The organism is Mycobacterium sp. H4Y (assembly GCF_000364405.1).
Lineage (GTDB): Bacteria > Actinomycetota > Actinomycetes > Mycobacteriales > Mycobacteriaceae > Mycobacterium > Mycobacterium intracellulare.
The window spans coordinates 1,779,269-1,804,269 of sequence record NZ_AKIG01000001.1 but is presented as its reverse complement, the minus strand read 5'-3'; the positions used below and the strand labels follow the sequence as shown (position 1 = coordinate 1,804,269).

At 64.8% G+C, this 25,001-nt stretch carries 32 protein-coding genes; 23 read left to right on the top strand and 9 right to left on the bottom strand.

Features of this window, described 5'->3' with window-relative positions; translation table 11 throughout:
- Positions 1-25 precede the first annotated feature (25 nt).
- Together W7U_RS08060 and W7U_RS08055 are read left to right on the top strand one after the other, a co-directional pair.
- Complete coding sequence (locus tag W7U_RS08060; RefSeq protein WP_008256763.1) at positions 26-1,258, top strand: serine hydrolase domain-containing protein; 1,233 nt, start codon at positions 26-28, stop codon at positions 1,256-1,258.
- A 134-nt stretch (positions 1,259-1,392) separates the two neighbouring features.
- Positions 1,393-2,070, top strand: coding sequence for a hypothetical protein (locus W7U_RS08055; protein WP_008256762.1), 678 nt, complete (start codon positions 1,393-1,395; stop codon positions 2,068-2,070).
- Positions 2,071-2,077: 7 nt separating this feature from the next.
- Here the strand turns inward: W7U_RS08055 and W7U_RS08050 are convergent, their stop codons facing one another.
- The gene (locus W7U_RS08050; RefSeq protein ID WP_008256761.1) at positions 2,078-2,848 is read right to left on the bottom strand and encodes an SDR family oxidoreductase; all 771 of its coding nucleotides are present in this window, start codon (positions 2,846-2,848) and stop codon (positions 2,078-2,080) included.
- A gap of 59 nt (positions 2,849-2,907) precedes the next feature.
- On the opposite strand from W7U_RS08050, the gene W7U_RS08045 reads away from it, so the two are divergent.
- Positions 2,908-3,384 (top strand): nuclear transport factor 2 family protein, encoded by a 477-nt coding sequence (locus W7U_RS08045; RefSeq protein ID WP_008256760.1) that lies wholly within the window; start codon positions 2,908-2,910, stop codon positions 3,382-3,384.
- Here the strand turns inward: W7U_RS08045 and W7U_RS08040 are convergent, their stop codons facing one another.
- Positions 3,385-4,128 (bottom strand): DJ-1/PfpI family protein, encoded by a 744-nt coding sequence (locus W7U_RS08040; RefSeq protein ID WP_008256759.1) that lies wholly within the window; start codon positions 4,126-4,128, stop codon positions 3,385-3,387.
- 18 nt (positions 4,129-4,146) lie between these two features.
- Positions 4,147-5,097: a GlxA family transcriptional regulator gene (locus W7U_RS08035; protein WP_008256758.1), complete on the bottom strand. Its 951-nt coding sequence runs from the start codon at positions 5,095-5,097 to the stop codon at positions 4,147-4,149.
- 121 nt (positions 5,098-5,218) lie between these two features.
- Between W7U_RS08035 and tpx the strand changes: the two genes are divergently transcribed.
- The gene (gene tpx / locus W7U_RS08030) at positions 5,219-5,713 is read left to right on the top strand and encodes a thiol peroxidase (protein ID WP_008256756.1); all 495 of its coding nucleotides are present in this window, start codon (positions 5,219-5,221) and stop codon (positions 5,711-5,713) included.
- 12 nt (positions 5,714-5,725) lie between these two features.
- Here tpx and W7U_RS08025 read toward each other — a convergent pair whose 3' ends face one another.
- On the bottom strand, positions 5,726-6,691 hold the full coding sequence (locus tag W7U_RS08025; protein ID WP_008256755.1) for a nitronate monooxygenase: 966 nt from the start codon (positions 6,689-6,691) through the stop codon (positions 5,726-5,728).
- Complete coding sequence (locus W7U_RS08020; protein WP_009954856.1) at positions 6,688-7,068, bottom strand: NYN domain-containing protein; 381 nt, start codon at positions 7,066-7,068, stop codon at positions 6,688-6,690. Before W7U_RS08020 ends, W7U_RS08025 begins: the two co-directional genes overlap by 4 nt.
- 76 nt (positions 7,069-7,144) lie before the next feature.
- Here W7U_RS08020 and W7U_RS08015 point away from each other — a divergent pair, with 76 nt between their 5' ends.
- Together W7U_RS08015 and W7U_RS08010 are read left to right on the top strand one after the other, a co-directional pair.
- Complete coding sequence (locus W7U_RS08015; RefSeq protein WP_008256750.1) at positions 7,145-8,329, top strand: acyl-CoA dehydrogenase family protein; 1,185 nt, start codon at positions 7,145-7,147, stop codon at positions 8,327-8,329.
- A gap of 62 nt (positions 8,330-8,391) precedes the next feature.
- The gene (locus W7U_RS08010; RefSeq protein ID WP_008256740.1) at positions 8,392-9,294 is read left to right on the top strand and encodes an NAD(P)-dependent oxidoreductase; all 903 of its coding nucleotides are present in this window, start codon (positions 8,392-8,394) and stop codon (positions 9,292-9,294) included.
- Positions 9,295-9,342: 48 nt separating this feature from the next.
- Here W7U_RS08010 and W7U_RS08005 read toward each other — a convergent pair whose 3' ends face one another.
- Positions 9,343-9,912: a TetR family transcriptional regulator gene (locus tag W7U_RS08005; protein ID WP_008256739.1), complete on the bottom strand. Its 570-nt coding sequence runs from the start codon at positions 9,910-9,912 to the stop codon at positions 9,343-9,345.
- A gap of 77 nt (positions 9,913-9,989) precedes the next feature.
- On the opposite strand from W7U_RS08005, the gene W7U_RS08000 reads away from it, so the two are divergent.
- The 10 genes from W7U_RS08000 (at position 9,990) to W7U_RS07960 (ending at position 17,544) form a co-directional block, all read left to right on the top strand.
- Complete coding sequence (locus W7U_RS08000; protein WP_008256738.1) at positions 9,990-10,808, top strand: class I SAM-dependent methyltransferase; 819 nt, start codon at positions 9,990-9,992, stop codon at positions 10,806-10,808.
- Complete coding sequence (locus W7U_RS07995; protein WP_008256737.1) at positions 10,801-11,655, top strand: lysophospholipid acyltransferase family protein; 855 nt, start codon at positions 10,801-10,803, stop codon at positions 11,653-11,655. Before W7U_RS08000 ends, W7U_RS07995 begins: the two co-directional genes overlap by 8 nt.
- Positions 11,656-11,722: 67 nt before the next feature.
- The gene (locus tag W7U_RS07990; RefSeq protein WP_008256736.1) at positions 11,723-12,175 is read left to right on the top strand and encodes a helix-turn-helix transcriptional regulator; all 453 of its coding nucleotides are present in this window, start codon (positions 11,723-11,725) and stop codon (positions 12,173-12,175) included.
- A gap of 4 nt (positions 12,176-12,179) precedes the next feature.
- On the top strand, positions 12,180-12,590 hold the full coding sequence (locus W7U_RS07985; protein WP_008256735.1) for a VOC family protein: 411 nt from the start codon (positions 12,180-12,182) through the stop codon (positions 12,588-12,590).
- A 111-nt stretch (positions 12,591-12,701) separates the two neighbouring features.
- Complete coding sequence (locus W7U_RS07980) at positions 12,702-14,156, top strand: aldehyde dehydrogenase family protein (protein ID WP_008256733.1); 1,455 nt, start codon at positions 12,702-12,704, stop codon at positions 14,154-14,156.
- Between the two features lie 178 nt (positions 14,157-14,334).
- Complete coding sequence (locus W7U_RS07975) at positions 14,335-15,753, top strand: recombinase family protein (protein WP_008256731.1); 1,419 nt, start codon at positions 14,335-14,337, stop codon at positions 15,751-15,753.
- A 244-nt stretch (positions 15,754-15,997) separates the two neighbouring features.
- Complete coding sequence (locus W7U_RS07970; RefSeq protein WP_008256729.1) at positions 15,998-16,195, top strand: helix-turn-helix domain-containing protein; 198 nt, start codon at positions 15,998-16,000, stop codon at positions 16,193-16,195.
- The gene (locus tag W7U_RS26145; RefSeq protein ID WP_136244641.1) at positions 16,192-16,917 is read left to right on the top strand and encodes a helix-turn-helix domain-containing protein; all 726 of its coding nucleotides are present in this window, start codon (positions 16,192-16,194) and stop codon (positions 16,915-16,917) included. Before W7U_RS07970 ends, W7U_RS26145 begins: the two co-directional genes overlap by 4 nt.
- Positions 16,918-16,929: 12 nt before the next feature.
- Positions 16,930-17,178, top strand: coding sequence for a hypothetical protein (locus tag W7U_RS07965; protein WP_008256727.1), 249 nt, complete (start codon positions 16,930-16,932; stop codon positions 17,176-17,178).
- Positions 17,179-17,358: 180 nt separating this feature from the next.
- Positions 17,359-17,544: a hypothetical protein gene (locus tag W7U_RS07960; protein ID WP_136244640.1), complete on the top strand. Its 186-nt coding sequence runs from the start codon at positions 17,359-17,361 to the stop codon at positions 17,542-17,544.
- Between the two features lie 267 nt (positions 17,545-17,811).
- Here W7U_RS07960 and W7U_RS26900 read toward each other — a convergent pair whose 3' ends face one another.
- Together W7U_RS26900 and W7U_RS07955 are read right to left on the bottom strand one after the other, a co-directional pair.
- Entirely contained in the window at positions 17,812-17,937 is a 126-nt protein-coding gene (locus W7U_RS26900) for a hypothetical protein (protein ID WP_255348946.1), read from the bottom strand.
- A 189-nt stretch (positions 17,938-18,126) separates the two neighbouring features.
- Positions 18,127-18,717: a hypothetical protein gene (locus W7U_RS07955; RefSeq protein WP_008256723.1), complete on the bottom strand. Its 591-nt coding sequence runs from the start codon at positions 18,715-18,717 to the stop codon at positions 18,127-18,129.
- Between the two features lie 17 nt (positions 18,718-18,734).
- Between W7U_RS07955 and W7U_RS07950 the strand changes: the two genes are divergently transcribed.
- The 7 genes from W7U_RS07950 to W7U_RS26140 all read left to right on the top strand — a co-directional run bounded on the left by W7U_RS07950 (position 18,735) and on the right by W7U_RS26140 (position 24,277).
- A complete protein-coding gene (locus W7U_RS07950; protein WP_008256721.1) occupies positions 18,735-20,207 on the top strand; it encodes a terminase large subunit in 1,473 nt (490 codons plus the stop codon).
- Positions 20,204-21,541, top strand: coding sequence for a phage portal protein (locus W7U_RS07945; protein WP_008256717.1), 1,338 nt, complete (start codon positions 20,204-20,206; stop codon positions 21,539-21,541). The genes W7U_RS07950 and W7U_RS07945 overlap by 4 nt, the downstream gene beginning before the upstream one ends.
- 22 nt (positions 21,542-21,563) lie before the next feature.
- On the top strand, positions 21,564-21,998 hold the full coding sequence (locus tag W7U_RS07940; RefSeq protein WP_008256715.1) for a hypothetical protein: 435 nt from the start codon (positions 21,564-21,566) through the stop codon (positions 21,996-21,998).
- A 136-nt stretch (positions 21,999-22,134) separates the two neighbouring features.
- Positions 22,135-22,965, top strand: a complete 831-nt coding sequence (locus tag W7U_RS07935; RefSeq protein WP_008256712.1) for a phage major capsid protein — start codon at positions 22,135-22,137, stop codon at positions 22,963-22,965.
- A 4-nt stretch (positions 22,966-22,969) separates the two neighbouring features.
- On the top strand, positions 22,970-23,287 hold the full coding sequence (locus tag W7U_RS07930; protein ID WP_008256710.1) for a hypothetical protein: 318 nt from the start codon (positions 22,970-22,972) through the stop codon (positions 23,285-23,287).
- Complete coding sequence (locus W7U_RS07925) at positions 23,287-23,646, top strand: hypothetical protein (protein WP_232518772.1); 360 nt, start codon at positions 23,287-23,289, stop codon at positions 23,644-23,646. Before W7U_RS07930 ends, W7U_RS07925 begins: the two co-directional genes overlap by 1 nt.
- 358 nt (positions 23,647-24,004) lie before the next feature.
- On the top strand, positions 24,005-24,277 hold the full coding sequence (locus tag W7U_RS26140) for a hypothetical protein (RefSeq protein WP_136244639.1): 273 nt from the start codon (positions 24,005-24,007) through the stop codon (positions 24,275-24,277).
- Here W7U_RS26140 and W7U_RS07920 read toward each other — a convergent pair.
- Positions 24,250-24,984 carry a hypothetical protein gene (locus W7U_RS07920; RefSeq protein WP_008256706.1) on the bottom strand — a complete coding sequence of 245 codons (735 nt, stop codon included), beginning with the start codon at positions 24,982-24,984 and terminating at the stop codon, positions 24,250-24,252. The genes W7U_RS26140 and W7U_RS07920 overlap by 28 nt on opposite strands.
- Positions 24,985-25,001: the final 17 nt, after the last annotated feature.

The following is a 25,001-nucleotide window of genomic DNA, read 5'->3' as shown; positions in this document are numbered from 1 at the left end:
GCTAGTCTCCACTCGGAGGCGCCAGATGGTTCTCAAGATGACGGTGTCGCCGGACTTGATCGGCGGCGACGTGGATGCCGGCTACGGCAAGGTGGCCGACGCTTTCCGCGCGACTTTTCGCGGCGGCGCGGAAGTCGGCGCGGCCGTCGCCGTCTACCGCGACGGCGCCAAGGTGGTCGACCTATGGGGCGGGTACCGGAACGGATTGACCAAGGATCCGTGGCGGCCCGACACGATGGTGAACATGTTCTCCACGACCAAAGGGGTGGCCGCCCTCGTCGTGGCGGTGGCGGTGTCCCGTGGACTCATCTCCTATGACGCCAAGGTCGCCGATTACTGGCCGGAATTCGCCCAATCGGGAAAGGCGGATGTCACGGTCCGCCAACTGCTGGGACATCAGGCCGGACTGTGTGCGCTCAAACCGAAGCCGACGCTGGCCGACGTGGCCGACCCGGAGCGGCTGTCGCCGATCCTGGCCGCCCAGACACCGGCGTGGCGACCGGGCACCCGGCACGGATACCACGCGATCACGCTGGGCTGGTACGAATCCGAATTGATCCGCCGCACCGACCCCGCCGGCCGCACCCTGGGCCGGTTCCTGGCCGACGAGATCGTCACGCCGTCAGGACTCGACCTGCACATCGGCCTGCCGGACTCGGTCGACCGCACACGAGTCGCCCACGTCCACAACTGGGTGCGCGCGGAAACGGTTCTGCACCTGGGCGTGATGCCCCCCGGGTTCGTCGGCGCCTCACTCAATCCCGTCGGCCTGACGGCGCGCACCGTCGGGGTCCCACGGGGGGTCAACGCGTTCAACGGCGATTACAACCGCGACGACGTCCGGGCGGTCGAGATCCCGTCGGTCAACGGCATCGGAACCGCCAGATCGGTGGCGCGCATGTACGGCAGCGCCGCCGCCGGAGGCGCCGAGGTGGGGCTGAGCACCGCCACGCTCGAGTCCCTGGCGGCGCCGGCGATCTCGCCGAGTCAGGGCGTGCGCGACAAGGTGATGCACGTAGACGTGGCGTATTCGCTTGGCTTCTGTAAGCCGGTGCCGCACTTCACATTCGGTTCATCGGACAAGGCCTTCGGTACCCCCGGCTTCGGCGGCTCCTTCGGATGTGCGGACCCCGACACCGGCATCGGCTTCGCCTACGTCATGAACCGGCTCGGGTTTCACCTGTGGAGCGACCCCCGTGAACTCGCGTTGCGGCAGGCGTTGTTTCGCGATGTGCTCGGGGAGCGCCCACAGAGTTGACCGGATTCGTGCGGCGTCGAGTGTGGGCCCCAAGGACGCGAACCACACCGGATTCGTCCGTAGTCCCCATGCTCGGCGGCGCGTGCGCCCGCAGAGTTACCGAACACCGACCGTCCTGATGGCATCCTGGCCATGTGGGCTTGCTATTCCGGTTGGCGGAGCTGCTGATCGTGATCCTGCCGCTGACGGGCGCGATCGTGGCCGCAGCGCGCGCGTTCGGCGCCTACCGGCGGCGCGCCGACGAGCAGCCGCGGGAAGCCGACCGGGCGCCACTGCCCGACGCGCCCGCCGGTGGGGCCGCCGCCAACAACCACGCGGCCCAGTGGCGCGCGATCCGGCGCGTCCTCGACGAGCACAATCGCACCGATGATCGTTGGCTCGAGTACGAACTCGACGTCGCCAAGCTGCTGGACTTTCCGCTCATGACCGACATGCGCGATGCGCTCACGGTCGCGTTCCACAAGGCCAAACTCCGCGCCGATTTCCTGCGGCCCGCCAAGGCCGAAGATCTGCTCGACGATCGGGACGCCGCCGCCCAATACATGGCCGCCGTCGAGGATTACGCGACCGCGTTCAACGCCGCGGAGGCCGAAGCGATGCGCCGGCGCCGCAACGATTTTTCCCAGGCGGATCAGCAACGGATTGCCCGCGCGCAGAGTCTGCTTCGGGTGGCCGCCGACCCCGCGGCGGCGGCGCACGAACGTCAGCGCGCCTACGAGGTTGCCCGCAGCGAACTCGACGGCCTTTTGGTGTTGCCGTCGACTGCGCAGGCGAAGATCGAACGCGGGATCTCCGGCGAGATCGAGCGGTGACGAAGCGCTACGGGCAGCTGTATCCGCCGTCGATCACGAGGTCCGAACCGGTCATGTAGCTGGACGCCTCGCTGGCCAGATACAGGTAGAGGCCGATGAGTTCCTCGGGCCGGCCGATGCGGCCGAGCGGGATCTTGGGCTCCCACAGGCGGTGATACTCCTCGAGGGGCTTGACGAGCTCGGTGAGGATGTAGCCGGGGCTGACGCTGTTGACCCGAATGTTGTGGGGCGCGAATTCGACTGCCATCGCCTTGGTCAGGTGGATGACGGCCGCCTTGGAGGCGCAGTAGTGGCCGACCTGCTGCGGGACGTTGATGATGTGGCCGGACATCGAGGCGGTTGTGATGATGGCGCCACCGCGTCCCTGGCGGACCATCGCCCGGGCCGCGGCCTGGGCGGTGAGAAAGACTCCGGTCACGTTGGTGTCCTGGATGCGCTGGAACTCCTCCGGCGACATCTCCAGCATCGGGGTGGCGGCGATGATCCCGGCGTTGCACACGGCGATGTCGATGCCGCCCAACTCCGCGGTCACCCGGTCCACCATGGTGCCCACCTGGTCCGGTTGGGTCACGTCGCAACGGATCGGCACCACGTCGCCTTCCCCGTTCGCGGCCAGCTCGGCGGCGACGCGTTGCAAGGCTTCGAAATTCCGTGCCGCAAGGGCCACCTGGGCACCGGCTTGCAGATACGCCTGGGCCACCTTCTTGCCGATGCCGCTGGACGCCCCGGTCACCAACGCGCGCTTGCCGCGCAAGTCGAACAGGTCCCACACGTTCATTCGATAACCCTATTCGCAACGGGCAACCCGAAACCGAAACACGTTCTAGTGTGTCCGCTATGGGCAAATTCACCAGGGCAGAAATCGACAAAGCCGTCGAGAACTACACCAAGGTCGTCGAGGGGTGCAGCGGGTCGGGCGACTGGCGCCCCTTCGCGGATCTGTTCACCGAAGACGTCGTCTACACCGAGCATCACTACGGCGTCTTCCACGGGCGCGAGGCGGTACGGGACTGGATCGTCGCGGTGATGGCGCCGTTCCCGCACATGCGCTTTCCCAACGACTGGATCGCCCACGACGAGGACAACGACGCCGTCGTCGTCATGATCAAGAACCTGCTGGACCATCCCACCGATCCGGAGGGCGAACCGTTCTGGTTCCCCAACTGGACCCGGCTGGTCTATGCCGGGGACGGCCTGTTCTCCAGCGAGGAGGACATCTACAACCCCGACCGTGATGCGCCCGGCGTCGTCGCGGCCTGGATTCAGGCCGGCGGCCAGCTCGCCACGACCGAGATCCTGCAGCCGGGCGCCTAATTAGGCCGGCGACAGATCCCGCTGGCGCCTGCGCCGCCGCGACCGGACCCTACCCAGCGCCTGCTCCCAGGCCAGCAACGTCGTGGCTTTGACGTTGGCGGGCTTCACGCTGTCCTTGGACAGCAGCGCCGTCGCCGCGGCCTTCGTGGTCGCAGACGCCTTCGACATGTGGCCCGAGTCGAACGGCGGCTGCGGGTCGTATTCGAGCGCGAGTTGGATTGCCTTGGCGCGGTTTTCGCCACCGATCTGTCCGGCCAGCCACAGCGCGAGGTCGAGGCCGGCAGACACACCCGCGCTGGTGACGATGTCGTCGGAGTGCACGATCCGTTCGTCGGCCACGGGGATGGCGCCGAAGGCCTTCAGCGCGGGAATCGTCAGCCAGTGCGACGTCGCCCGCCGCCCGTCGAGCAGGCCCGCGGCGGCCAGGATGACCGAGCCCGAACACACCGACGCCGTCCAGCTCGCGGTTTGGTGCGCGCGGCGCAGCCAGTCGAGCAGCGCGTCATCGCGGGCATGGACCGGGGTCGAGGGACCTCCGGGGACGAGAATCACGTCGGGAGAGGGTGTTTCGGCCAGGGTGTGCGTGGCGCCGATGACCAGCACGCCGGAGTCGGCGGTGATCGGTCCGGCCTCGTGCCAGACGAACCGCACCTGCGCGCCCGGCAGGTTGCGCAGCACCTCGTAGGGGCCGATCATGTCCAGCGCGGTGAATCCCGGGTAGGCCACGAAGGCGATTTGGGTCATGAGTGCCGTCCTTTCCGGCTAAGCGAAGGCCTTGCGGTACTGGTCGGGCGAAATGCCCACGCGGCGAAGGAAATTGCGGCGCATCGTCTCCGCGGTTCCGAAGCCGCATCGGGCGGCGATCGCGACGACGGTGTCGTCGGTCTCCTCCAACTGCCGGCGCGCGGCCTCGGTGCGGATGCGCTCGACGTACTGGCCGGGCGCCTCGCCGATTTCGGCGGTGAACACCCGGGTGAAGTGGCGCGGGCTCATCGCCGCCCGCCGGGCCAGGTCGTCGACGCTGTGCGAACCGCCCGGTTCGGCCTCGATGGTCTCCTGCACCTCGCGGATCGAGTCGCGGCGGGCCCGCGGCATCCACACCGGCGCCGCGAACTGCGTCTGCCCGCCGGGGCGGCGCAGATGCAGCACGAGCCAACGAGCCACCGTCTGCGCGACCTCGGTGCCGTGGTCCTCCTCGATCAGCGCGAGCGCAAGGTCGATGCCCGCCGTGACCCCTGCCGCGGTCCACACGGTCTCGGAGCTCCGGACGAAGATCGGGTCGGGGTCGACCTCGATGGCGGGGAACTCGCTCGCCAACCGCTCGGCGAAGGCCCAGTGGGTGGTCACCCGCTGCCCGTCCAGCACCCCCGCCTGGGCGGCCAGGAACGCGCCGGTGCACACCGTCACCATGCGCCGGGCATGTCCGGCGACGGCCTTGACCCAGGCGACGAGCTCGGCATCGGCGCGCGCCGCGTCGATGCCGCCGCCGCCGGGCAGCACGACCGTGTCGATCGAGTCGCCCGGTTCCGGCAACGGCGCCGCGACGAAGGCCAGCCGGGTAGCCGTCGACACCGGTTGGCCGTCGACCGAGGCGACGGTGACGTCGTAGCTGCCGCCCGTCAACAGCGACGCGGTCGTGAAGACGTCATGAGGCCCGATCACATCCAGCGCCTGCACGCCGGGATAACCGGCGATCACCACCTTGCGAGGCATGAACCCAGTGTTGGACACGCGACGGTGTGGCGTCTACGCCATACACCCCACTAATTAGGACACGCGGGCCTGCGCCCACCCTGCCCCATTGCGCTGGCGGCAGTGTTGGCAGACTGTGCGCATGGCACAGATAACGTTGCGTGGAAACCCGATCAACACAGTCGGCGAGCTGCCTGCCGTCGGATCCAAAGCCCCGGGCTTCAGTCTGGTCGGCGGCGATCTGGCCGCGGTCAGCAGCGAGCAGTTCGCCGGTAAGCCCGTGGTGCTCAACATCTTTCCGTCCATCGACACGCCGGTGTGCGCGACCAGCGTGCGGACCTTCAACGAGCGCGCCGCCGGGGCCGGGGCGACCGTGGTGAACGTCTCGAAGGATCTGCCGTTCGCCCAGGCGCGATTCTGTGGCGCCGAGGGCATCGAGAACGTCAAGACCGCGTCGGCGTTCCGGGACAGCTTCGGCGAGGACTACGGGGTGACCCTCACCGACGGCCCGATGGCGGGGCTACTCGCGCGGGCCATCGTGGTGATCGGCGCCGACGGCAACGTCGCCTACACCGAACTGGTGCCCGAGATCGCGCAGGAGCCCAACTACGACGCGGCGCTGGCCGCGGCGGGCTGATCTCGCGGCACGCTAGGCGCCACCGCCGACCGTCCCGACGCGGTCGGCGGTGGCGGCCAGCACCTCGCGGCAGCCTTTCCACATCTGATCGATGATGTCGGCGGCCGGGGGCAGGTCGTCGATACGACCCGCCACCTGGCCGGTGTTGGCGACGCTGGCGTCCAGGTCGCCGTCGAAATAGAGCCGCTGCACGCGTTGCAGCGCCGCGGCGCCCTCGCCGGCAGACGTCGCGGCGTCCAGCCGCTCGGCCGCGGGCGTGCGGATGACCCGCATCATCCGTTTGCCGTCGAGGGGGAGCATTACCGTGCCCGTCTCGTCGGCATCGACGACCGCTTGCTTGAGATTGCCGTGCACGGGCGAATCCGCCGAGGCGAGTAACCGCGTGCCCATCTGCACCGCCTCGGCGCCCAGGACGAAAGCGGCCGCCATCGATCGGGCGTCGCAGATCCCGCCGGCGGCCACGATCGGGACGTCGACGTGAGCCGCCACCAACGGCAGCAGCACCATGGTGGAGGCGCCGAAGCGGTTCTTGAACCCGCCGCCCTCCACGCCTTCGACCACGAGCCCGTCCACCCCGGCGTCGACGGCCTTGCGGGCCGCGGTCAACGTGCCCACCACGTGGAAGACCGTGATGCCCGCGTCGTGCAGCCGATCGGTGAACAGCGCGGGGTCCCCGGCCGAGGTGGTCACGAACCGAATGCCGTTGGCGACAAGTAAATCCAGCATGGCGGGATCACGGTTGAACAGCAGCGCGATGTTGGCGCCCACGGCGCCGTCGGTCAGGTCGCGTACCCGCCGCAGGTCGGCTCGGCCTTGATCCGAGGTGGTCTCGATGATGCCGAGGCCCCCGGCGTTCGACACCGCCGCGGCCAGCTGGGCGCCGGCGATGTAGGTCATCGGGGCCTGCATGATCGGGATGTCGATGCGCGCGAGCGCGCAGACCCGGTTGGGTACGGGACCCGGCGCGCCGGCGGTCATCGGTCCCGCGGATCGACAAGGTCGCGAAAGCTTTCCGACCGATGGACGGACGCCCCCAGGCTTCGCACCCGCTCGGTCAGCGCGCGGTCGGATGTCACCACCCGAATGTCGCGCGGCGCGGCGTCGGCCGCGACCAGCCGGACGATCTCGTCGTCGGCCGAGTTCGCGGCCGCCCTGGGGGCGTGGGCAATCTCGACCGCCGACGACGCGATCACCCTCGACGGCGGTCGCTCAAAAACCACTGTCACCGTTTCTCCTTGACTCGAGGCCCATCGATCCAGGCGCTCCACCAATGCGACCATCGCACCCTCGCGGTCCTTCCACCAACCGTCGGGGCGGCTTCCGATCACATTCATGCCGTCGACGATCCAGCGCACAACCCACACCGTAAACGACGTGCCGCGACGGCCGATTTCGTTCTCAAAGCCATGGCCGGTTGATACGGTCACCCCCATGACGTCGATCGCCGACACCGAAGACCGGGTCGTCTCGCTCGCGCGCGGCATGCGCGAGCTGGTGGCTGCCCAGGCCCCCGAATCCGAACGCATGCGCACCCTGACTCCGGCGATCGTCGACAAGATGTGGGCCAGCGGGCTGATGTCGGCGTTCAACCCCGTCGCCGCCGGCGGCGTCGAGCCGTCCTTCACCGAGATGATCGAGACCTGGATCGAAATGGCTTGGCAGGACGGCTCGTTCGGCTGGGTGGGGATCGCCAATCTGCCGTCGTCCTTCGCCGCCGCCGCATACCTGCCGGACGAAGGCTTCGCCGAGGTGTTCACCGCCCACGACAACCGCGTCACCATGGGCGGTCAATTCTTTCCCAACGGACAGGGAACCGCCGTCGACGGCGGCTACGTCGTCACCGGGGCGTGGAACTTCGGTTCGGGAATCGGGCACTCGCACTACGTTGCCGCCGGATTCCTGCCGATGGACAACGGCGAGATGCGCTGGATCAGTGAAGGTTTCCCCGAGATGCGCGTCGCCGTCATTCCCCGCTCCGAGATCAGCTTCGACGACGGCTGGTATGTCCAGGGGCTCAAGGGAACCGGGTCCTACGACTACAGCGCCGCCGACGTGTTCGTCCCGGCAGGCCGCACGTTCGAACTGTTCACCCGGCGGCCGCACCGGGGAACGTCGCCGGCCACCCGGATGGGCCTGATGCCCGTCACCGCGGCCGGGCACGCGTCGTGGGCCCTGGGCGTCGCCAAGAGCATGCTCGACGACGTTCAGGAGCTGGCCGCGACGAAATTCCGGATGAGTGACATGGCGTCGCTGGCCAGCCGCCCGACCTTCCAGAAGGGGCTGGCGCATCACCGCGCGGCGTGGCGTGCGGCCCGGCTGCTGGTGCTCGACGCGTTCACCACCGCCGAGGCTGCGGTGGCCTCGGGGGATGAGCTGACACCGGCCCTGCGCGCCGACATGCGGGTGGCCGCCGTCTTCGCCACCGACACCGCCCGAAGCTGCGCCGAGTGGGCCCATCTCGTCGCCGGGACCACCTCGATCCGGGAGGGCAGCCGGCTCGAGCGCGCCTTCCGTGACATCTACACCGGAACCCAGCACGCCTTCATCAGCGAGAAGGTGGCCATCGACGCCGCGCAGATATGGCTGGGCATCATCGACGACCAGCCCGGGCTGTAATCCGCCGGCCAACGTTGACGGATCCACTGACGGCCCAACGGCTCCTCGCTAGCATTGCGCCCATGCGCGGCTCGAAGATCCTGATCACCGGTCCGACCGGTCAAATCGCGACCCCCATCGCCCGGGCGCTCGCGGCCGACAACGAAGTGTGGGGAATCGCCCGCTTCACCGATCCCGCCGCGCGACAATGCCTCGAGGCGGCCGGAATTCGATGCGAGACAGTGAATTTGGCCGCCGGCGACTTCAACGGTGTCCCAAAGGATTTCGATTACGTCCTCAACTTGGCGGTGGCCAAGAGCGGCAGCTGGGACAAGGACCTGGCGGCCAACGCGGAGTCGGTGGGCCTGCTCATGGCCCACTGCCGCGAGGCGAAGGCGTTCCTGCATTGTTCGTCGGCCGCCGTCTACGACCCCCCGGACGACGACCCCCGCAGCGAGCGTTCCGCCCTGGGGGACAACCACAAGCCACTGTTTCCCACCTATTCCATCTCCAAGATCGCCGGGGAGGTCGTCGCCCGTTCGGTGGCCCGTGTCATCGGACTGCCCACCACGATCGCCCGGCTCAACGTCCCTTACGGCGACAACGGCGGGTGGCCGTTCTACCACATGGAGATGATGCTGGCCGGCATCCCGATCCCGGTCCCGCCCGGCGAACCCGCCCGCTACAACCCGATTCACGAGGACGACATCATCGCCACCATCCCCAAGCTGCTTCAGGTCGCGTCGGTCCCGGCCACCACCGTCAACTGGTGCGGTGACCAGACCGTCAGCCTGCAGGAGTGGTGTGACTACCTCGGCTCGCTGGTCGGCAAAGCGCCGATCTTCGAGCCCAGCGACCAAGCGCTGCGCGGCAACCCCACCACCGTCGACCGGATGCACGAGCTCATCGGGGGCACCACGGTCGACTGGCGAGACGGAATTCGCCGCATGGCGGCCAAGTTCCACCCGGAACTTGTCGGCGTTTAAAAGGTTGCAGCACACCACTATTCGACGACGTATTCGTCGACGGCCGGGCTAAGCTCGCGCGCTGACGATGCGGGCCGCCGCCTCCACCGCGGCCGCGCGGCGCTCTGCGATGACGTCCGCATCCGTGGTCGCCGCGTCGGGGTCGGGCCAGTGGGCCCACGAGAGCCCGATTCCGAATAGCAGTACCAGCAGTTGGCGAGGGTCCCACCACGGATCGACGTGGCCGTCGACCCGGGCCTGCTCCAGCGCGGCGATGGCCGCATCGGGCGGGGATTCGCCCTCGAACTCCGGCTTGTCGAGGGGGAAGCCCTCCAGCTGCGCCCAGGTGATCATGCGCAGATGCTCCGGCCGGTTCTGGGCGAGATCGAAGATGTCACCGACGAACTCGGGCACGGCATCGGGACGCAACTCCACCGCGCGGAAGAACTCCGCGCCGTCTGCCGCTACCACACCGCGAAAGAGCGTTTCCTTGTCGCCGAAGTGCGCGTACAGGCGTTCTTTGCTCGCACTCGCAGCCCGCGCGATGCGGTCGATGCGCGCGCCCGCCAACCCATACTGCGCGAATTCCGCGCGCGCAGCGGCGAGGATTTCGCCGCGCAGCTCAGTGGTCGTCCTCACACGGTCATCATAGGCGGACGAACTGGTTCGTTTGTTAGGGTGGTGGGAGCACAAGGTAAACCGAAGGAGACGTTGTGATGGGCACGGCCAAGACGCTTGACCAGACTGCTGTTGCGACAATGCCGCGGGGCGGCCCGGACGCATCGTGGCTGGATCGTCGGTTCGAGACCGATGCACTGGAGTACCTCGACCGCGACGACGTCTCCGACGAGGTCAAACAGAAGGTCATCAGGATGCTGGATCGCATCGGCACCCTGACCAACCAGCACGAGACTTTCGCCCAGCTCGCGTTGGACGTTGTCGGCGACATCCCCAACCCCCGTGTTTTGGAGTTGGGTGCGGGTCACGGCAAGCTGTCCGCCAAGATCCTCGAACTGCACCCCACGGCCACGGTCACAGTCTCCGATGTGGACTCCACCTCGGTCGCCAACATCACCGCGAGCGAGCTCGGCACTCACCCTCGGGCGCACGCCAAGGTGATCGATGCAACCGCCATTGATGCCCCGGACGACAGCTATGACCTGGTGGTGTTTGCGTTGGCCTTTCACCACTTGCCGCCCGCGATCGCCTGTCGCGCAATCGCCGAGGCCACCCGGGTCGGGAAGCGGTTCTTGGTCATTGACCTCAAGAGGCGAACGCCGTTGGCCACCTTGATGTTTCCGGTGATGGCGCTGCCGGTGAACCTCGCGCTATTGCCGTGGTCCTGGATACCGCCGTCCGTGCACGACGGGTTCATCAGCGCGTTGCGGGCGTACAGCACATCGGCGCTCGAGGCCCTCGGCCACGCCGCCGGCCCGGGGATACGGGTCGAGGTCCTGCCGTCGCCGCGGCGTCTTGGGATGCCGTCGAACGCCGTTGTGTTCTCGCGTCCGGACGGACCCGCCGACCATGAGTGACGAAACTGATCTGGTCGGCATCATGCAACCCAGTAGCCGCGTCCGGTCGCTGCGCCGGGCGCTTGATGTGGTGACCGAACGGCTGCAACCCGTTCTGGACCTGTCCCGGCCGTACGTCGACGGCCTGGAGAATCTGCCGCCCGACGGGCGATTCCTGTTGGTGGGTAACCACACTCAGTTCGGCTCCGAGGTCTTTCTGATCCCAGACATGGTTCGGCGCAGCGTTGGAACGCGGGTGCGGCCGCTGGCCGACCGGAACTTCGGGCGGCTGCAGGGGTTGCCCGCCGATCTGATGGCGGCGTTCGGTGGCGTCATCGGCGCCCCCGAGACCGTCCGCGAGCTGATGCGCCACGACGAAACCATCCTGGTGTTTCCCGGCGGCGGACGCGAGATTGCGAAATTCAAGGGTGAGGAGTACGCGCTGCGCTGGCAAGGACGCTCCGGATTCGCTCGCGTTTCGGTGGCGAACGGCTACCCGATCGTGCCGGTCGGGCTGGTTGGGGGCGACGATGTCTATCGCAGTTGGACCACGCGCGACAGCGCGTACGCGAAGTTCAGTGCGGCGCTGAGTCGACGATTGAATGGCCGCCCGGACATGGCTATGCCGCTGTTGCGGGGGATCGGCCCCACACTCATCCCGCGGCCGCAGCGGATGTATTTGCGGTTCGGCGCCCCGATCGACACGACGACACCGCTGGGGGTCGAGAACGAGCAGTGGGTGGACATCGTCAAGGAGCGGACCCGACGGCAGCTGGAAACCATACTGTCCGAGCTGCTCCGGTTGCGGGAAAAGGATCCCTACCGCGGGCTCAACCCGCTGGCATGGCACCGCGCCGCGACGGCCTGAGCCCGACACACGGTCAGATACGCACGGATTTAGGCGATTTGCGGCCCGGGGTGGCAGCATCGAGCGGGTGACCGGCAGAGCGGACGCGACGGCGCAGCGGCTGCGGACCCTTGTTCTGTTGCGCCGCGTCCGGGACCGAATCGACCGCGACTACACGCAGCCGTTGAACGTCGAAGCGCTGGCCCGTGACGCGCACATGTCCGCCGGCCACCTCAGCCGCGAATTCCGTTCTGCCTACGGCGAATCGCCATACTCCTACTTGATGACGCGACGCATCGAGCGCGCGATGGCACTGCTTCGCCGCGGCGACCTGAGCGTCACCGAGGTCTGCTTCGCGGTCGGCTGCTCGTCATTGGGCACCTTCAGTAGCCGGTTCACCGAATTGGTGGGTGTACCACCCAGCACCTATCGCCGGCAGTCAACCGATGCGCTGGCCGGCATACCACCATGCGTGGCCAAACAGGTGTCGAGACCGATCAGGAATCGAGAAGCACCCGTCGCCGGGCCGGACCTAGCCTGACCGCATGAACATCACCATTCACTCGAGCTTCCTTCCCCATGACGATCCGGAAGCCTCACTCGCCTTCTATCGCGACGTTCTCGGCTTCGAAGTCCGCCTCGACGTCGGCAAGGGCGCGATGCGCTGGATCACGGTCGGCCCGCCGAACCAGCCGGACACCTCCATCGTCTTGAACCCCCCGGCCGCCAACCCGGGCCTCACCGACGACGAGCGCCGCACCATCGCCGAGATGATGGCCAAGGGCAGCTACGCCACACTGTTGCTGGCCACCAAGGATTTAGACGGCACCTTCGAACGGCTGCAGGGCAATGACGTCGAGATCGTTCAGGAGCCCACCGACCAGCCGTACGGCCTTCGCGACTGCGCCGTCCGCGATCCGGCGGGCAACCTCATTCGTATCCAAGAACTGCGCTGAGGCCATCCGCCTGCGAATGCTTGACCAGCCGTGTGCAGAATGCTAAGCAAGTGCTCAGCACTGAGCGCATTCGGCGCTGGTTGCGACGACTGGCAAGACGAAAGGGATCAGATGACGGTGCAGGCGGTACTGGACGACCTTCGAAAGCGACCCGGAACGGGTGACGTCATCACGGTCATCGATCCCGCGACCGAGGAGACGATCACCGAGTTCACCGATTGCGGGCAGGAAGCGGTCAACGAGGCCGCCGCGCGGGCGAAGGCGTCGTTCGAGTCGGGTGTCTGGTCCGAGCTTCCCGGCCGCGAGCGGGCCAAGATCTTGTGGCGGATTGGGGATTTGATCGACGAACACGCCGAAGAGTTCGCCCAACTCGACTCCCTGAACACGGGAATGCCCTTGATGCAGGCCCAGTTACAGATGTCCACCTGTTCGGAGTTCTTCCGCTACTACGCCGGTTGGTGTTCGAAGATCAACGGCGTCGCCTACGACGTCAAGACCGACGGCATCGCGACCGACAACTACGTCAATATGCACGCCTACACGCTCAAAGAGCCCTACAGCGTGGTGGGGCTGATCTTCCCGTGGAACGGCCCGATCTTCAACGCCAGCGCGAAACTCGCGCCGGCCCTGGCCGCGGGCGGCAGCCTGCTCGTCAAGCCCGCCGAGGAGACGCCGCTGTCGGCACTGTTGTTGGACAAGCTCATCCACGAGGCCGGCGTTCCCGAGGGCGTCGTCAACCTGCTGACCGGTTACGGCCACACCGCGGGCGCCGCGATCACCGCGCACCCCGACGTCGAGAAGGTCGCCTTCACCGGTTCGACCGAGGTCGGTAAGGAGATCGTGCGTGCTTCGGCGGACAACCTGAAGAAGGTCACGCTCGAACTCGGCGGGAAATCGCCGGTGCTGATCTTCGACGACGCCAACCTGGACAACGCGATCATGATGGCGTCGCTGGGCATCTTCGTGCACTCCGGCCAGGGCTGCGTGTGCGGGTCGCGCATCTTCGCCCAGCGCGGGGTCTACGACCGGGTCGTGGAAGGCATTGCGATGATGGCGAATTCGTTCAAGCTGGGCGCCCCGAGCGAAGAGGGCTGCGTCAGTGGCCCGCTGATCAGTCAGAAGCAGCTGAACCGGGTGATGGGATTCATCGACGAAGGCAAGAAGGACGGCGTGGAAGTGGTCACCGGCGGCCACCGCCTGGACCGCAAGGGCTACTTCGTCCACCCGACGGTGCTGACCAACGTGGACCCGGGTATGCGCCTGTACCAGCAGGAGATCTTCGGGCCGGTGGTCACCATCCTGCCGTTCGACGACGAGGACGAGGCCGTGGCCCTGGCCAACGACACCACCTACGGCCTGGCGGCCACCGCGTGGACGGAGAACCTCGGCCGGGCCCACCGCATCATGAGGCGGCTGCAGGCCGGCAGCGTTCAGGTCAACTGCCAGTTGGTCTTCGACCACGATGTGCCCTTCGGCGGCTACAAGCAGTCCGGCTGGGGCCACGAGTTCGGCAAAGAGGGCCTGGAGATCTACCTGAAGACGAAGTCGGTCTGGGCGCAGCTGTAGATCCCAGTCCGGGCCCCGCCGCGGGCAATCCGACGCGCGGGCGGGGCCGATCAGTAGGGCGGCAACGAGGTGCTATAACGCAACGTATGGCTGGCCCAGCGCACGCGATCACCCATGTCTCGGATACGGCCCGGTGGACCACATTGCGCTAATTCCGACACATGTCTACGCTGGTCACATGCGATTCCTTGCCCGTACCAGGCTGTCGGTCTTCACGGATGAGTCCACCAGTGTCGAGCGCCAGCGCGAGATCATCACTCAGTGGGCCACAGTCCACGGCCACACCATCGTGGGGTGGGCCGAAGACATCGACGTGTCTGGGAAGCTGTCCCCGTTCGATACACCACAGTTCGGCGACTGGCTCAAGAACCGCTATCCCGAGTTCGACGGGGTAGTGGCGTGGAAACTCGACAGGCTCGCCCGCAACATGTTCGGCCTCAATGACCTGTTCCAGTGGGCCAAGACGAACGCCAAGACGGTCGTGTCGATCACAGAATCGTTAGATCTGTCGAGCACTGTGGGGCTGATGGTCGCGCAGATCCTTGCCGGGATGGCCCAGATGGAACTAGAAGCCATCCAGGCCAGACAGTCGGGATCACAAGCCCACCTTCGCCAGGTGGGTCGCTGGCCCGGTGGGAACCCACCCTACGGCTACAGGGTGGTGAGGAATGGCAAGGGTTGCAAGCTGGACGCGGACCCCGATAAGGCAGCCGTGGTGAACACGATCGTTGGCCGCATACTCGACGGCAGCACGATGGCCTCTGTTTGCCGCGAATTGAACTCCGCTGGCGTACCGGCCCCGAAGGGCGGCAAGTGGCAAGTCAGCTCTATGCGTCACATGCTGCGCTCTCCGGCGTTGCGCGGGCACCGTGTCCACAAGGGTGAGGTGATTTTGGGTGACGACGGCCAGCCGGTCATGTTCGGCCCCGAGTTACTCGACGCTGAAACCTTCCATCGGTTGCAGGCCGCGCTAGTTCCTGGCAACGGTGCGGGCAGCCGCAGGAACGCCTCACCGCTGTCGGGGCTGGCGCGGTGCGCCGAGTGTGGTGCCGCGATGGGTTACGAGTCCAGCCGTGGCCGCGATAAGCGACGCCGCTACTACTACCGTGCGAAGTGCGATCACCGCCCGGCCATGCGCGCCGACCAGTTGGAGCGGCTGGCCGAGCAGGCGCTGATGCTGGCCAAAGGCGACGACGAGATCACGCGCCGGGAATGGATACCGGGCGAGGACCACACAACCGCGCTGCAAGACGCTGTCGCCCGCTACGACGCACTGTCGGAACGCCTCACCACAAACCTGCCCGAGGTAGCCAAGCAACGCCTAGAGAAGCAGCTAGCGGCTGTTGAGGCCGAGCTGGGCAGGTTAAGCGCACTGCCCCAGGTTGAAGGGCATTGGGGACAGGTCGGCACCGGCCGAACGTGGGCGCAGGCGTGGGACGAGTCATCGGTAGACGAACGGCGCAAGATGCTGACCGACGCCGGTATTGAGTTCGCTGTGCGGCGGAATGAGGTCACCGTCGGTGACCGCTTTCGCGCGATCAAAACGGATGACGTTGAGGATCCCTTCGTGGTCATCCCTCCACCAGTTAGAACCTAGTGCTCGTCAGGCAGATTTCGACAACATAGCGACTCCCGGCAGACCCCACGCCGCTTTCTCCCGGTAGACGGTTGGCAATCGTTCTTAGGCTTTTGACGTGCGACGACTCGGAAATCGGCAAAGGCCTGCTATAGTTAGCTACAGAGGGACATTGCCCATTGGGCCGTCTCCTCGAAGCCTGACCAGCATTCGCAGCGCACCAACATAATTCGCGCGTGGTCGAACCTTCCCGCATGGAGCAGATATGAGCGCCGATACGTTGCTGAGCCTCCCGCAGGCTGCCGATTACCTGGGCTATAGCCCTGCACACCTGTACCGGCTGCGATCCGAGGATCGCCCGCCCGTCAGCCATAAGCGGCACGGCAAGGTCTACTACTACCAGTCCGACCTCGATGCGCATGTGGCACGGGCCATCGCCGAAACAACGCGAGGAATCCGTTGAGCAGCAACGTGTTTAGCAAGCTGACTTACCTAAAGGGCCTGCGTGGACATGACATGAGCAACGGCGCGTATCGAGTGCTGTTGGCCGTCTTCAACTACACCGACGAGTACGGCAACAATGCGCACCCTGGCGAGCAGAGGCTGGCAGACGACACGGGCCTGTCGGCGCGTTCAGTACGGGACTACCTGAAGTGGCTGACCGAGAATGGTTATCTCGTCAAGGGTCCACGCGGCCACGGCAATGGCCAGGGCCAAGGGTTCGCAACTGTCTACGGGCTTGGCATGCCAGAGCTACCGGCAGAATCTCGCCGGTTGGTCGATTCCAACGAGGTACCTACCGGCGAAATCCCGCAAGCTACCGGCGAAATCTCGCCAACCTACCGGCAGGATTCCGTAGACCTACCGGCGAAATCTCGCCCACTATCAGATCCTTCACCAGATCCTCTAACAAATCCGTTTACATCAAATCCTCCCGGCGAAACGGCTGGCGAACACTCCTTCGAGCCCGTTTCACCGCCGTCGATGCCGCTTAGGATTGTGACAACACAGATGTTCCACGACTCGCCTGATGAGTTCCTGCCTGACGACTGCACAGATTGCAAGTGGCACGGGCGCGCATGCGGCAGGGTACGCGAGCCCGCACTGGCCAGTGTCGGAGCCGCCGAATCCGTTTGGAACGAACCGAGTGGGCAGCACTGGACACAGGATGAACCTCCGTTCTGAGAGTGAGAAGCGATGAGTGACAACCCTTACCGCAAGTACAGCCTGCTGCCGTACACGCGAGACAAGGCCATCGCGATGCTGCGTCGATGCTGGCAGGTCGGAGACACCCTGGCCGTTGCCGAATGGCTTGGTGTGGAATACATCCCGCCCACGCCACCCGAAGGCATGGATCTAAGCGACGAATGGCGCTACATGGTCGAGGACGCACGTAAGTGGCTCGATGACATCTATCACCGCCTGTATGAGCCGGTGCACGCGTGAGCGAATGGGCCTATGGCGCCGCAGAACTCATCGATACGCGTGGCCGCTGGATACGCGTCAGGTGCTGTCACTGCAACGGCACGCACTGTCATCAGCTAAGTAGCGCAGGATCACGTGAAGTCCAAGCCGCGTGCAGCGCACCAACTCGACCCCGAAGTTACTCGATCCCAGGAGATGCACATGGCCGCAACACCATTCCCGTACGTCGCCAGCGAGCCAACCACCGATCCGGCAGAACTGCTCCGCGAGGAACAGATCAGGACACGCCACCTTCGGCAGCTCCTCGCCGAAGCCGACGCCACCATCGCCGCCCGTGAGGCAACCATCACTGAGCTGACGCAGGAACTCGCCGCAATAGGCCTCTAGGCACATCCAACCAATCCCGGTGTGTTGATGCTTTCCAAGCCATGCCTCGTATGCGGCGAGGACGCCGAGCCCGGTACGTCCCGCTGCGCCGACTGCCAACCCAAGCGGACAACCACGCTCAGCCGGGTAGAACGACACCGCACTTCGGCATGGGATCGACTTTCGGCACGACTCCGCAAGACATCACCATTCTGTGAAAAATGCGGGACCACAACAGACCTGACAGTCGACCACATCATCCCGCTAGCTGAAGATCCCACGCTGGCACTAGAACCGCTCAACTGTCGTGTGCTGTGCAGGTTCCACAACGGTCAACGCCAGCACCACTGCGCCGACGCCGAGCGCCAGGCCGTGCACGCCGCCATCAACGCCCGCAAACAACGAACCGCCCACGTCGCAACGAGTCCATGATCAGCGGCCCATCACCGCAGCTCAACAACTCACGGTTCCAACGACCTCGACGGCAGCAACCAACGCGTTTGCCGCGACCACGAAACCGGCTGACCTGCGCAGATGTGCCGACCGGGGCGTTGGGGCCGGGCCGACCGCCTGCCGGACACACCATGCAAAGCGCGGGGACGATTACTTCCGCTTCAGTTGGCGCGACATCGTTTGCCATACCTTGGGTCGCGTCCGGTAACGCAGGTAGGTGAAGTACGACCCGTTGTCGATGCGATTGATTATGGCGGTGATGTCGTCACCCGTTTTGACTGCACTTCGCAGGGTGCGGATGTAATCCGCGTGACTGGGGTAGCTGGTGTATTCCTGCGTGCCGAACTTGGTGGTCCAGAACATTGTTGTCCTACGGCGTTCTTCGTCGGGAGTCTGGTCAACGGTGGACCACCCGATTCGCACACCCATGAGAACGCCCCGGTAAGCCACTATCAGGTCATCGCCGGGAGACCGAAGGTTCGACTCGAATTTGCGTAGTTCACTGTCGGCTTGTTCGATTGCGTCGGGGCAGTGCGACGGCTCAAGCGCCTTGTACCCAAATACGCGGCTATCGGCATCGTTAAGCACCTTGTTGGCGTCATAGATCCACTCACGCAGTTGCTTACGTAGCTCACGTTGATGCAGTCGCACGGGTTCGCGAATACCGCGACCCGCGTTGTACAGGCCGAGGATCAGGCCGCCGACACCTGCAATCTGTGCCCAGGTCGCCCAATCCGCCATAGTTATTGGAGTATCTCATGGCTGCTGGACCCAAGCGGGCAGCTGACACGAGTCCGTTGCCGTTCGCTTCCGAGGCGGTCGGCGCTGCGCGCTTTGCGGAGTTTTGCGCGAAGTACTTGATCGTGCCCAAGGGCAAGGGCTCGGGTGCCCCATTCGTGTTGCGCGACTGGCAGATTGAGATGCTGCGTCCCATTCTGGATCCAAACCCGCGCCCGTCGGTAGCGGGAATCATGTGTCCTCGCGGTACGGGCAAGACAGCTCTGATGGCCGCTCTGGGGATCTATGAGCTGTTCTTGGGTCCAGACGGTAATGAGATTCCCATTGTCGCCGTGGACGAGCGTCAGGCCGGTCTCACGCTCAGGCCCGCCGTTCGCATGGTCGAGCTGAATCCGGCTCTGGCGTCGCGTTGCCAGGTCTACCGGGACCACATCAAGATTCCCAGCAAGGGGAGCACCCTGACGGCACTACCTGCCGAGGCCAAGCGTCTAGAGGGCTTGGGCACGTGGACGCTGGCCTTGGCCGATGAGGTCGGGGTGATCTCGCCGGAAACGTGGCAGACCTTGCTGCTGGGCATGGGCAAGCAGCAGGGTGCTACGGCCATAGGTATTGGTACACCCCCGAACAGCTCTAGTTCGGTTCTGCTTGATCTGCGTAAGCATGCTCAGGAGCATCCTGAGGATCGAACGTTCGCGTGGGTGGAGTTCAGCGCCGACGATTTTCAGCATCACCCGGCGTCCTGCGAGCACTGCTGGGAGATTGCCTGCCCGAGTCTCGATGACTTCCTGACCCGTGATTCCATGCGGGCCCTCCTGGCTCAGACGACTGAGGGCAATTTCCGTCGGTCGCGGTTGTGCCAGGTGGTTTCGGAGAACACGTCTCCGTTCATTGCGCCTGAGGTGTGGGAGGGCTTGGAGGATCGCCGCATGATTCCAGATGGTGCTGAGGTGGTCATCGGCCTCGATGGCAGTTGGGGCGGGAAGGATGCGGATGCAACTGCCCTGGTGGTCGGGCAGATCGGGGAGACGCCGCACTATGACCTCCTGGCGATCTGGGCCAACGACGGCACCCCTGAGTACAGGATTCCGGTGCTGGACGTGGAGAACGCGATACGCCAGGCACGAAACCGCTGGCGGGTGAAAGAGCTTGTAGCGGATCCGTTTCGATGGGGACGGACATTGCAGATCCTGTCGTCAGAAGGGTTAAAGGTCTCTGAGTTCCCGTGGAGTCCGAGCCGCACGACAAAGGCCACGACGGAGCTATTCAGTTGGGCCACGGCTGGCAAGTTCACTCACTCCGGTGACCCGACGCTGACGGCCCATGTGCTGGCCTCGACGGTCATCGAGTCGAACGGTGGGCTTCGGATTGGTAAGACTTCCCGCCGCAGGGGAGCAGGCAAGGTCGACGCGGCGGCGGCCCTACTCATGTGCGCGAGTCGTTGCGCCTGGCTGGGCACTCAGAAACGGAAATACCGAGCGATTGGAACACGTTGACCGACAACGATCTTTTGGAAGAGGCACTACAGGCGCTGGACGCGCCGCAGGGAAGGTACACCGAGCTTGAGCGGTATGCGCGCGGCGAACAGCAGCTAGCCTGGATTAGCCCCGAGAGCCGAAAGGCCCTCGGGAACCGACTGCCTCGTCTGGCCTCGAATATACCTGCACTGCAGATAAATTCGATTGTCGAGCGGCTGCGCATTGTCGGCTATTCAGATCCTCGGGCGTGGGATCTGTTCACTCAGACAGACCTTGATCAGCTTGCCGCGCAGGCCATGGCCGACTCGTTGCTGTACTCCTGTGGTTACGTGTTGGTCTGGACGAAGGACGGCAGGCCGGTAGCCTCGGTGGAGAGCCCGCGCCAGTGCCACGTCCTGAGGGATCCTGCGGATAGGTCCGTTATCGCTGGGGTGAAGAGGTTCAACACCAAGTCGACAACCGAAGCCTATTTGTATCTACCGCAGGAGATTCGGCACTATTCAGCGCCGTCGCCGGACTCGCCGATTGCCGGGTTTGGCTTAGTGGATGTTGTGGCGAATCCCCTTGGTGTTCCTCCATTGGTCCCAATCGAGAACGGCCACAGCGAGATCCGTGATCTGCTGCCTTTGGTCGACGCGCTCAACCACCTGTTGGTTTCGATGATGGTGGGAGCCGAGGCCGCTGGCAAAGGTAGGCGTTGGATCTCGGGCCTGGAGCTAGTTGAGCGCAATCGAGTTGATGCTAACGGCGATCCTGTTCTGAGCGACGATGGTCAGCCGGTTGTCGACCTGGTGTCGCCCATCGATGACATCGACGTGGTGCAGACCATGATTTCGGAGAACCCCGAAACCAAGTTCGGAGCCTTGCCATCGGCTGACCTAAGCGCGTTCGAAGATGGTGTGCGGGTGATTATTTCACAGATCGCCGCTGTGTCTGCGCTACCGAGCCATTACCTAAACCCGCTGTCGGCCAGTCAGGTTCCCAGCGCCGATGGCCTGAGGGCGAGCGAAGCTTCACTTACGGCGCGCTGTGAGCAGAAGCAACAACGGTTTGGCAGGGCCTGGGAGACGGTGGGTCGACTTCTGATTGCCATCGATAACCCCGGCACCGACCCGACAACGCTTCCGCTGAGGGTGAAGTGGAGCAGCGCCGCGACTCGTTCGGTTGCTCAGGAGATGGACGCTGCGACAAAGGCGTTCAGCTCACGGCTGTTGAGTCGCCGCACCATCCTCGCTGGGCTTGGGATGTCCGACGACGAGGTAGAGCAGGAGCTGGCGAACATCAGGGCCGAAGCCAACGACGCCCGCGACATCACCCTGGGCCGAGTCCTTTCGGGCGCGGACAATTACTAACCCCCAAATCCACAGGAGAGCCATGAGCGGCACAGACACCGGTCCAGAAGCCACGCACGACGACGAACTAGACCCGACCGAAGTCACCACACCCGAGGACGACTCCGGGCCCGTAGAGAGCGATACAGACGGCGAGCAGGAATCCGAAGCACTGGCCAAGGTTCGCCGCGAAGCCAAGAACTTACGCGACCGCGCCAAGACCGCAGAGGCCCGCGTGGATGAACTCAGCCGCGAACTGTTCGCCCTCAAGGTATCCGCGCTCGACAAGCTGGCCGACGCAACCGATCTCGCGTATGACCCAGATCTTCTGGACGACGACAAGCTGGCCGAAGCCGTGGACGCCCTCGTGGCCGCGAAGCCTCACATGGCTAAGCCGCGTAAGCCGAATGGCTCTGTAGGACAGGGGCAGCGCGGCAACAGCTTTGGCCCGATGGACTTCTCGTCGCTGCTGCGATAAGCCGTCCCGTGATACCATTAGAGTAGCTAACGGCCCTGGTGGCCAACGCTATTCAACTTTCGAGCCTGGTGCTCATTCCCATGATTCGCCCTGGTGGCGGTTCGCGTAAACCGCTATACACCAGAGGATTTCAATCATGGCTGTTCTTGACAGCAACCTAGCCCAGGCGTGGACGCCTGAGGATTACGGCAAGCTCATCGACACGGTGGTCGCCGCGAAGAGTATCGCCTTCCAGGCCGGAACGGTGATCTCGACCGCTAACGAGTCGATCCGCTTCCCGATGTTGACCGCCGATCCGAGTGTCGCTTGGTACGCCGAGAACACGACTATCGCCCTGACTGACCCAGATACTGACGAGCTGGTAATCACTCCGAAGAAGGTGGCCGGTCGCACTCAGATCTCGAATGAGGCTGCAGCGGACACTAACCCCGCCGTCGCCGATCAGGTTGGGCAGCGCCTCGGTCGCTCCGTCGCGAAGGGTATCGACGCGGCGTTCTTCTCGAACACGACCACCAACGGCCCGAGCGGGCTTCTCTCGCTTTCCGGCATTCAGGTTGTCGACACCGGCACCGTTACCCTGACCTCGCTGGACCCATTCCATGACGCCAAGTTCGCCGCCCAGGCGCACGGTGCCAACCTGACTCACTTCGTCTTGTCGCCGGACGTGGCTCTGACCCTGGCGAAGGCCAAGCAGCAGACCGGCTCCAACATGGGCCTGCTCGACAACGTCGGGGACGGAATCACCCTGGCGGGCGTGCCTGTCCTCGTGAGCGTCGATGTAGCCAGCGGGAACGCCTGGGGTGTAGACGCGTCTCAGATCCTTGTGGTTCAGCGCACCGGCACCACCGTGACCCGCTCGACTGAAGCCGCGTTCGCTGAGGACGCGGTGCAGGTTCGAGCTACCGCCCGCGTCGGCTTTGGTTTCGCCAACCCGGCTGGCGTGGTTCGTCTCTACGACGCGGCGTAGCCCCATGAGTGCGCCTGACGCAACAGCACTGGGCGCGTTCCTCGGTCGCACCGTCGACTCAGCTCAGGCCGCGTCGGTAATCCAGGTGATCACTTCCCTTGCGAAGTCGTACACCCGTGGGCAGGGATTCACCGACGCAGGCCCGAACGAGGACATCGCGTCGGTGATCCTGACCGCGAGTGCCCGCCTGATCACCAACGCGACCGGGCTTCGGTACTCAGAAGTCGAGGGTCCGTCTCAGGTTTCATACGCGACGGCGTTCGTCGGCTGGTCGCTGGCTGAGACCCTTGTACTCAATCGTTATCGCATCAGGGCTCAATAATGAGTAGCGGCACTGTGTTTCGTCCATACGCCCGCGACGCACACGGCGACCCAATCGACCAGGACGGCAACGTCGTCCGCGTCGATGAAACGCCAATCGGAACCATCGATGTAATCATCGGCGGCGACAGCGGATCCACCCGCAGCGTCACCCAGGACGCCAGCCTACGGGGCGACGTAGTCAGCACAGCGGGCATGGTCGGGTACCCGATTGCTTCCGGTATCACGCTGCAGCCGAACGACATTCTCGCCATTGGCGGGCAGCGGTTGAAGGTGATCGGACCAAGCCTATGGCCGGACACCCATAGCCTTTCGGGGCGACCGCTGCGCTACCGCTGGGTCTCGTACATCGCTAACTGAATACTTGCCGTTCGTGGCATGGCTGTCACCAAAGCGAACGGCACCAATCAACACACTGAGCCGCGCCTGTCGCGAGGGAAATGCACCCTGCCAGCTCAGTAGTGGGCGGTCTCCTAAAGCCGCCAACGGCCCCGCCTAGCTGTTTGGATGGGCAGCGTTACGGGCGGGGCCACCCACACTTGCCGGGCTTGGTGTTGACCCGGCGTTGCGCGCCGTCTCTCGTGCGCACCGAAACCCCTCGGCTTGCCGGGGGGTTTCGTCGTTTCACTGTCCTAGCGCCGCGTAGACGGAGATCAGGCTTTGACGGTATTAATCGCGGTGTCACGCAACGATATTCAACCTACTATCGTGAGAGCCCATGATGTTCACCGATGAAGACCCCAACGACCACCGCTACACAAGCGGCCCCGTCCCGCTCTATCCGCTGTCGCCCGAGAGTGAGGCGCTGGCTCAGGCTCAGGCTGATCTCGCACCCGACCTCGCGCCTGACCAGTTGGCGATACTGTCAGGAATTTTCGGACTTACGCCAGTAGAGCGCGACGAGTACCCAATCAAAAGTGCCTGCGCCTACCAGGACTTCCACGACGAGGCGGGCGGCTTTCGTCACGGTACGGGAAGACATTCCACGTAAAGGTTTGTGCCCGCTGACATTCCACTGAAAAGTCCTGATGTCGCCGTGCCGCTGCCGTCCCATGCCCACTCGCTCACTGCTGGTGAGTACAGCCCGAGACGCTCAAGTTCATCCGCCAGTGGCTCACACGCACGCAGAGTGCAGCATGCAATCTCAAACACAAATGCCGAAGGCATAGACCTGCCGAACCAGTGCGCTCCTCCGCTTTCCATGTACTTGCGCAGTTCCTCAGCCTCTTTGTTGCGGTTGGGCTTACCGTCGTTGTGGGTGCCACCAAGGCTGTTCGCTGCTACGCGCAGCACGCTCTCAACGGAGTACTGAACGTCACTCAGCGTGAGACCGATGGGGTGGGCGAGAAAGTCCTTCCGCAAGAGTTCGAGCACCTGGTCGCCCGGTTCGGACGCCACGCCACTCATTAGGCCGCCACGCATCCCCACACCAACGTTCACGCGCTTGACTTCGGGATGAACTGCATGCATCGCCACCCACGCCGCGTCTAACTGGGCTGAGGGCACATACGGCTTCGGCAGTACGACTTTGAACTTGGCCTCCATGGAGGTGGCCGTGCTCGCATCTTCTAGCAAGTTTTCCAATAGGATCTGCCGCAGCAGACTCGACACCTTCAACAGCTGATACTCGGTTGGGTTGCTGTCGAGCTTCTGTCGTATGTCGCGGAGTGTCTCGACGAATAGTTGGTGGATCTGCATGTAGTCGTGCTTCCTGT

Coding starts and splice junctions, on each gene's coding strand:
- W7U_RS08060 (WP_008256763.1), top strand. CDS start 26: ATGGTTCTCAAGATGACGGTGTCGCCGGACTTGATCGGCGGCGACGTG.
- W7U_RS08050 (WP_008256761.1), bottom strand. CDS start 2,848: ATGAACGTGTGGGACCTGTTCGACTTGCGCGGCAAGCGCGCGTTGGTG.
- W7U_RS08045 (WP_008256760.1), top strand. CDS start 2,908: ATGGGCAAATTCACCAGGGCAGAAATCGACAAAGCCGTCGAGAACTAC.
- W7U_RS08040 (WP_008256759.1), bottom strand. CDS start 4,128: ATGACCCAAATCGCCTTCGTGGCCTACCCGGGATTCACCGCGCTGGAC.
- W7U_RS08035 (WP_008256758.1), bottom strand. CDS start 5,097: ATGCCTCGCAAGGTGGTGATCGCCGGTTATCCCGGCGTGCAGGCGCTG.
- tpx (WP_008256756.1), top strand. CDS start 5,219: ATGGCACAGATAACGTTGCGTGGAAACCCGATCAACACAGTCGGCGAG.
- W7U_RS08025 (WP_008256755.1), bottom strand. CDS start 6,691: ATGACCGCCGGCGCGCCGGGTCCCGTACCCAACCGGGTCTGCGCGCTC.
- W7U_RS08015 (WP_008256750.1), top strand. CDS start 7,145: ATGACGTCGATCGCCGACACCGAAGACCGGGTCGTCTCGCTCGCGCGC.
- W7U_RS08010 (WP_008256740.1), top strand. CDS start 8,392: ATGCGCGGCTCGAAGATCCTGATCACCGGTCCGACCGGTCAAATCGCG.
- W7U_RS08000 (WP_008256738.1), top strand. CDS start 9,990: ATGGGCACGGCCAAGACGCTTGACCAGACTGCTGTTGCGACAATGCCG.
- W7U_RS07995 (WP_008256737.1), top strand. CDS start 10,801: ATGAGTGACGAAACTGATCTGGTCGGCATCATGCAACCCAGTAGCCGC.
- W7U_RS07985 (WP_008256735.1), top strand. CDS start 12,180: ATGAACATCACCATTCACTCGAGCTTCCTTCCCCATGACGATCCGGAA.
- W7U_RS07980 (WP_008256733.1), top strand. CDS start 12,702: ATGACGGTGCAGGCGGTACTGGACGACCTTCGAAAGCGACCCGGAACG.
- W7U_RS07975 (WP_008256731.1), top strand. CDS start 14,335: ATGCGATTCCTTGCCCGTACCAGGCTGTCGGTCTTCACGGATGAGTCC.
- W7U_RS07970 (WP_008256729.1), top strand. CDS start 15,998: ATGAGCGCCGATACGTTGCTGAGCCTCCCGCAGGCTGCCGATTACCTG.
- W7U_RS07965 (WP_008256727.1), top strand. CDS start 16,930: ATGAGTGACAACCCTTACCGCAAGTACAGCCTGCTGCCGTACACGCGA.
- W7U_RS07960 (WP_136244640.1), top strand. CDS start 17,359: ATGGCCGCAACACCATTCCCGTACGTCGCCAGCGAGCCAACCACCGAT.
- W7U_RS07955 (WP_008256723.1), bottom strand. CDS start 18,717: ATGGCGGATTGGGCGACCTGGGCACAGATTGCAGGTGTCGGCGGCCTG.
- W7U_RS07950 (WP_008256721.1), top strand. CDS start 18,735: ATGGCTGCTGGACCCAAGCGGGCAGCTGACACGAGTCCGTTGCCGTTC.
- W7U_RS07940 (WP_008256715.1), top strand. CDS start 21,564: ATGAGCGGCACAGACACCGGTCCAGAAGCCACGCACGACGACGAACTA.
- W7U_RS07935 (WP_008256712.1), top strand. CDS start 22,135: ATGGCTGTTCTTGACAGCAACCTAGCCCAGGCGTGGACGCCTGAGGAT.
- W7U_RS07930 (WP_008256710.1), top strand. CDS start 22,970: ATGAGTGCGCCTGACGCAACAGCACTGGGCGCGTTCCTCGGTCGCACC.
- W7U_RS07925 (WP_232518772.1), top strand. CDS start 23,287: ATGAGTAGCGGCACTGTGTTTCGTCCATACGCCCGCGACGCACACGGC.
- W7U_RS26140 (WP_136244639.1), top strand. CDS start 24,005: ATGATGTTCACCGATGAAGACCCCAACGACCACCGCTACACAAGCGGC.
- W7U_RS07920 (WP_008256706.1), bottom strand. CDS start 24,984: ATGCAGATCCACCAACTATTCGTCGAGACACTCCGCGACATACGACAG.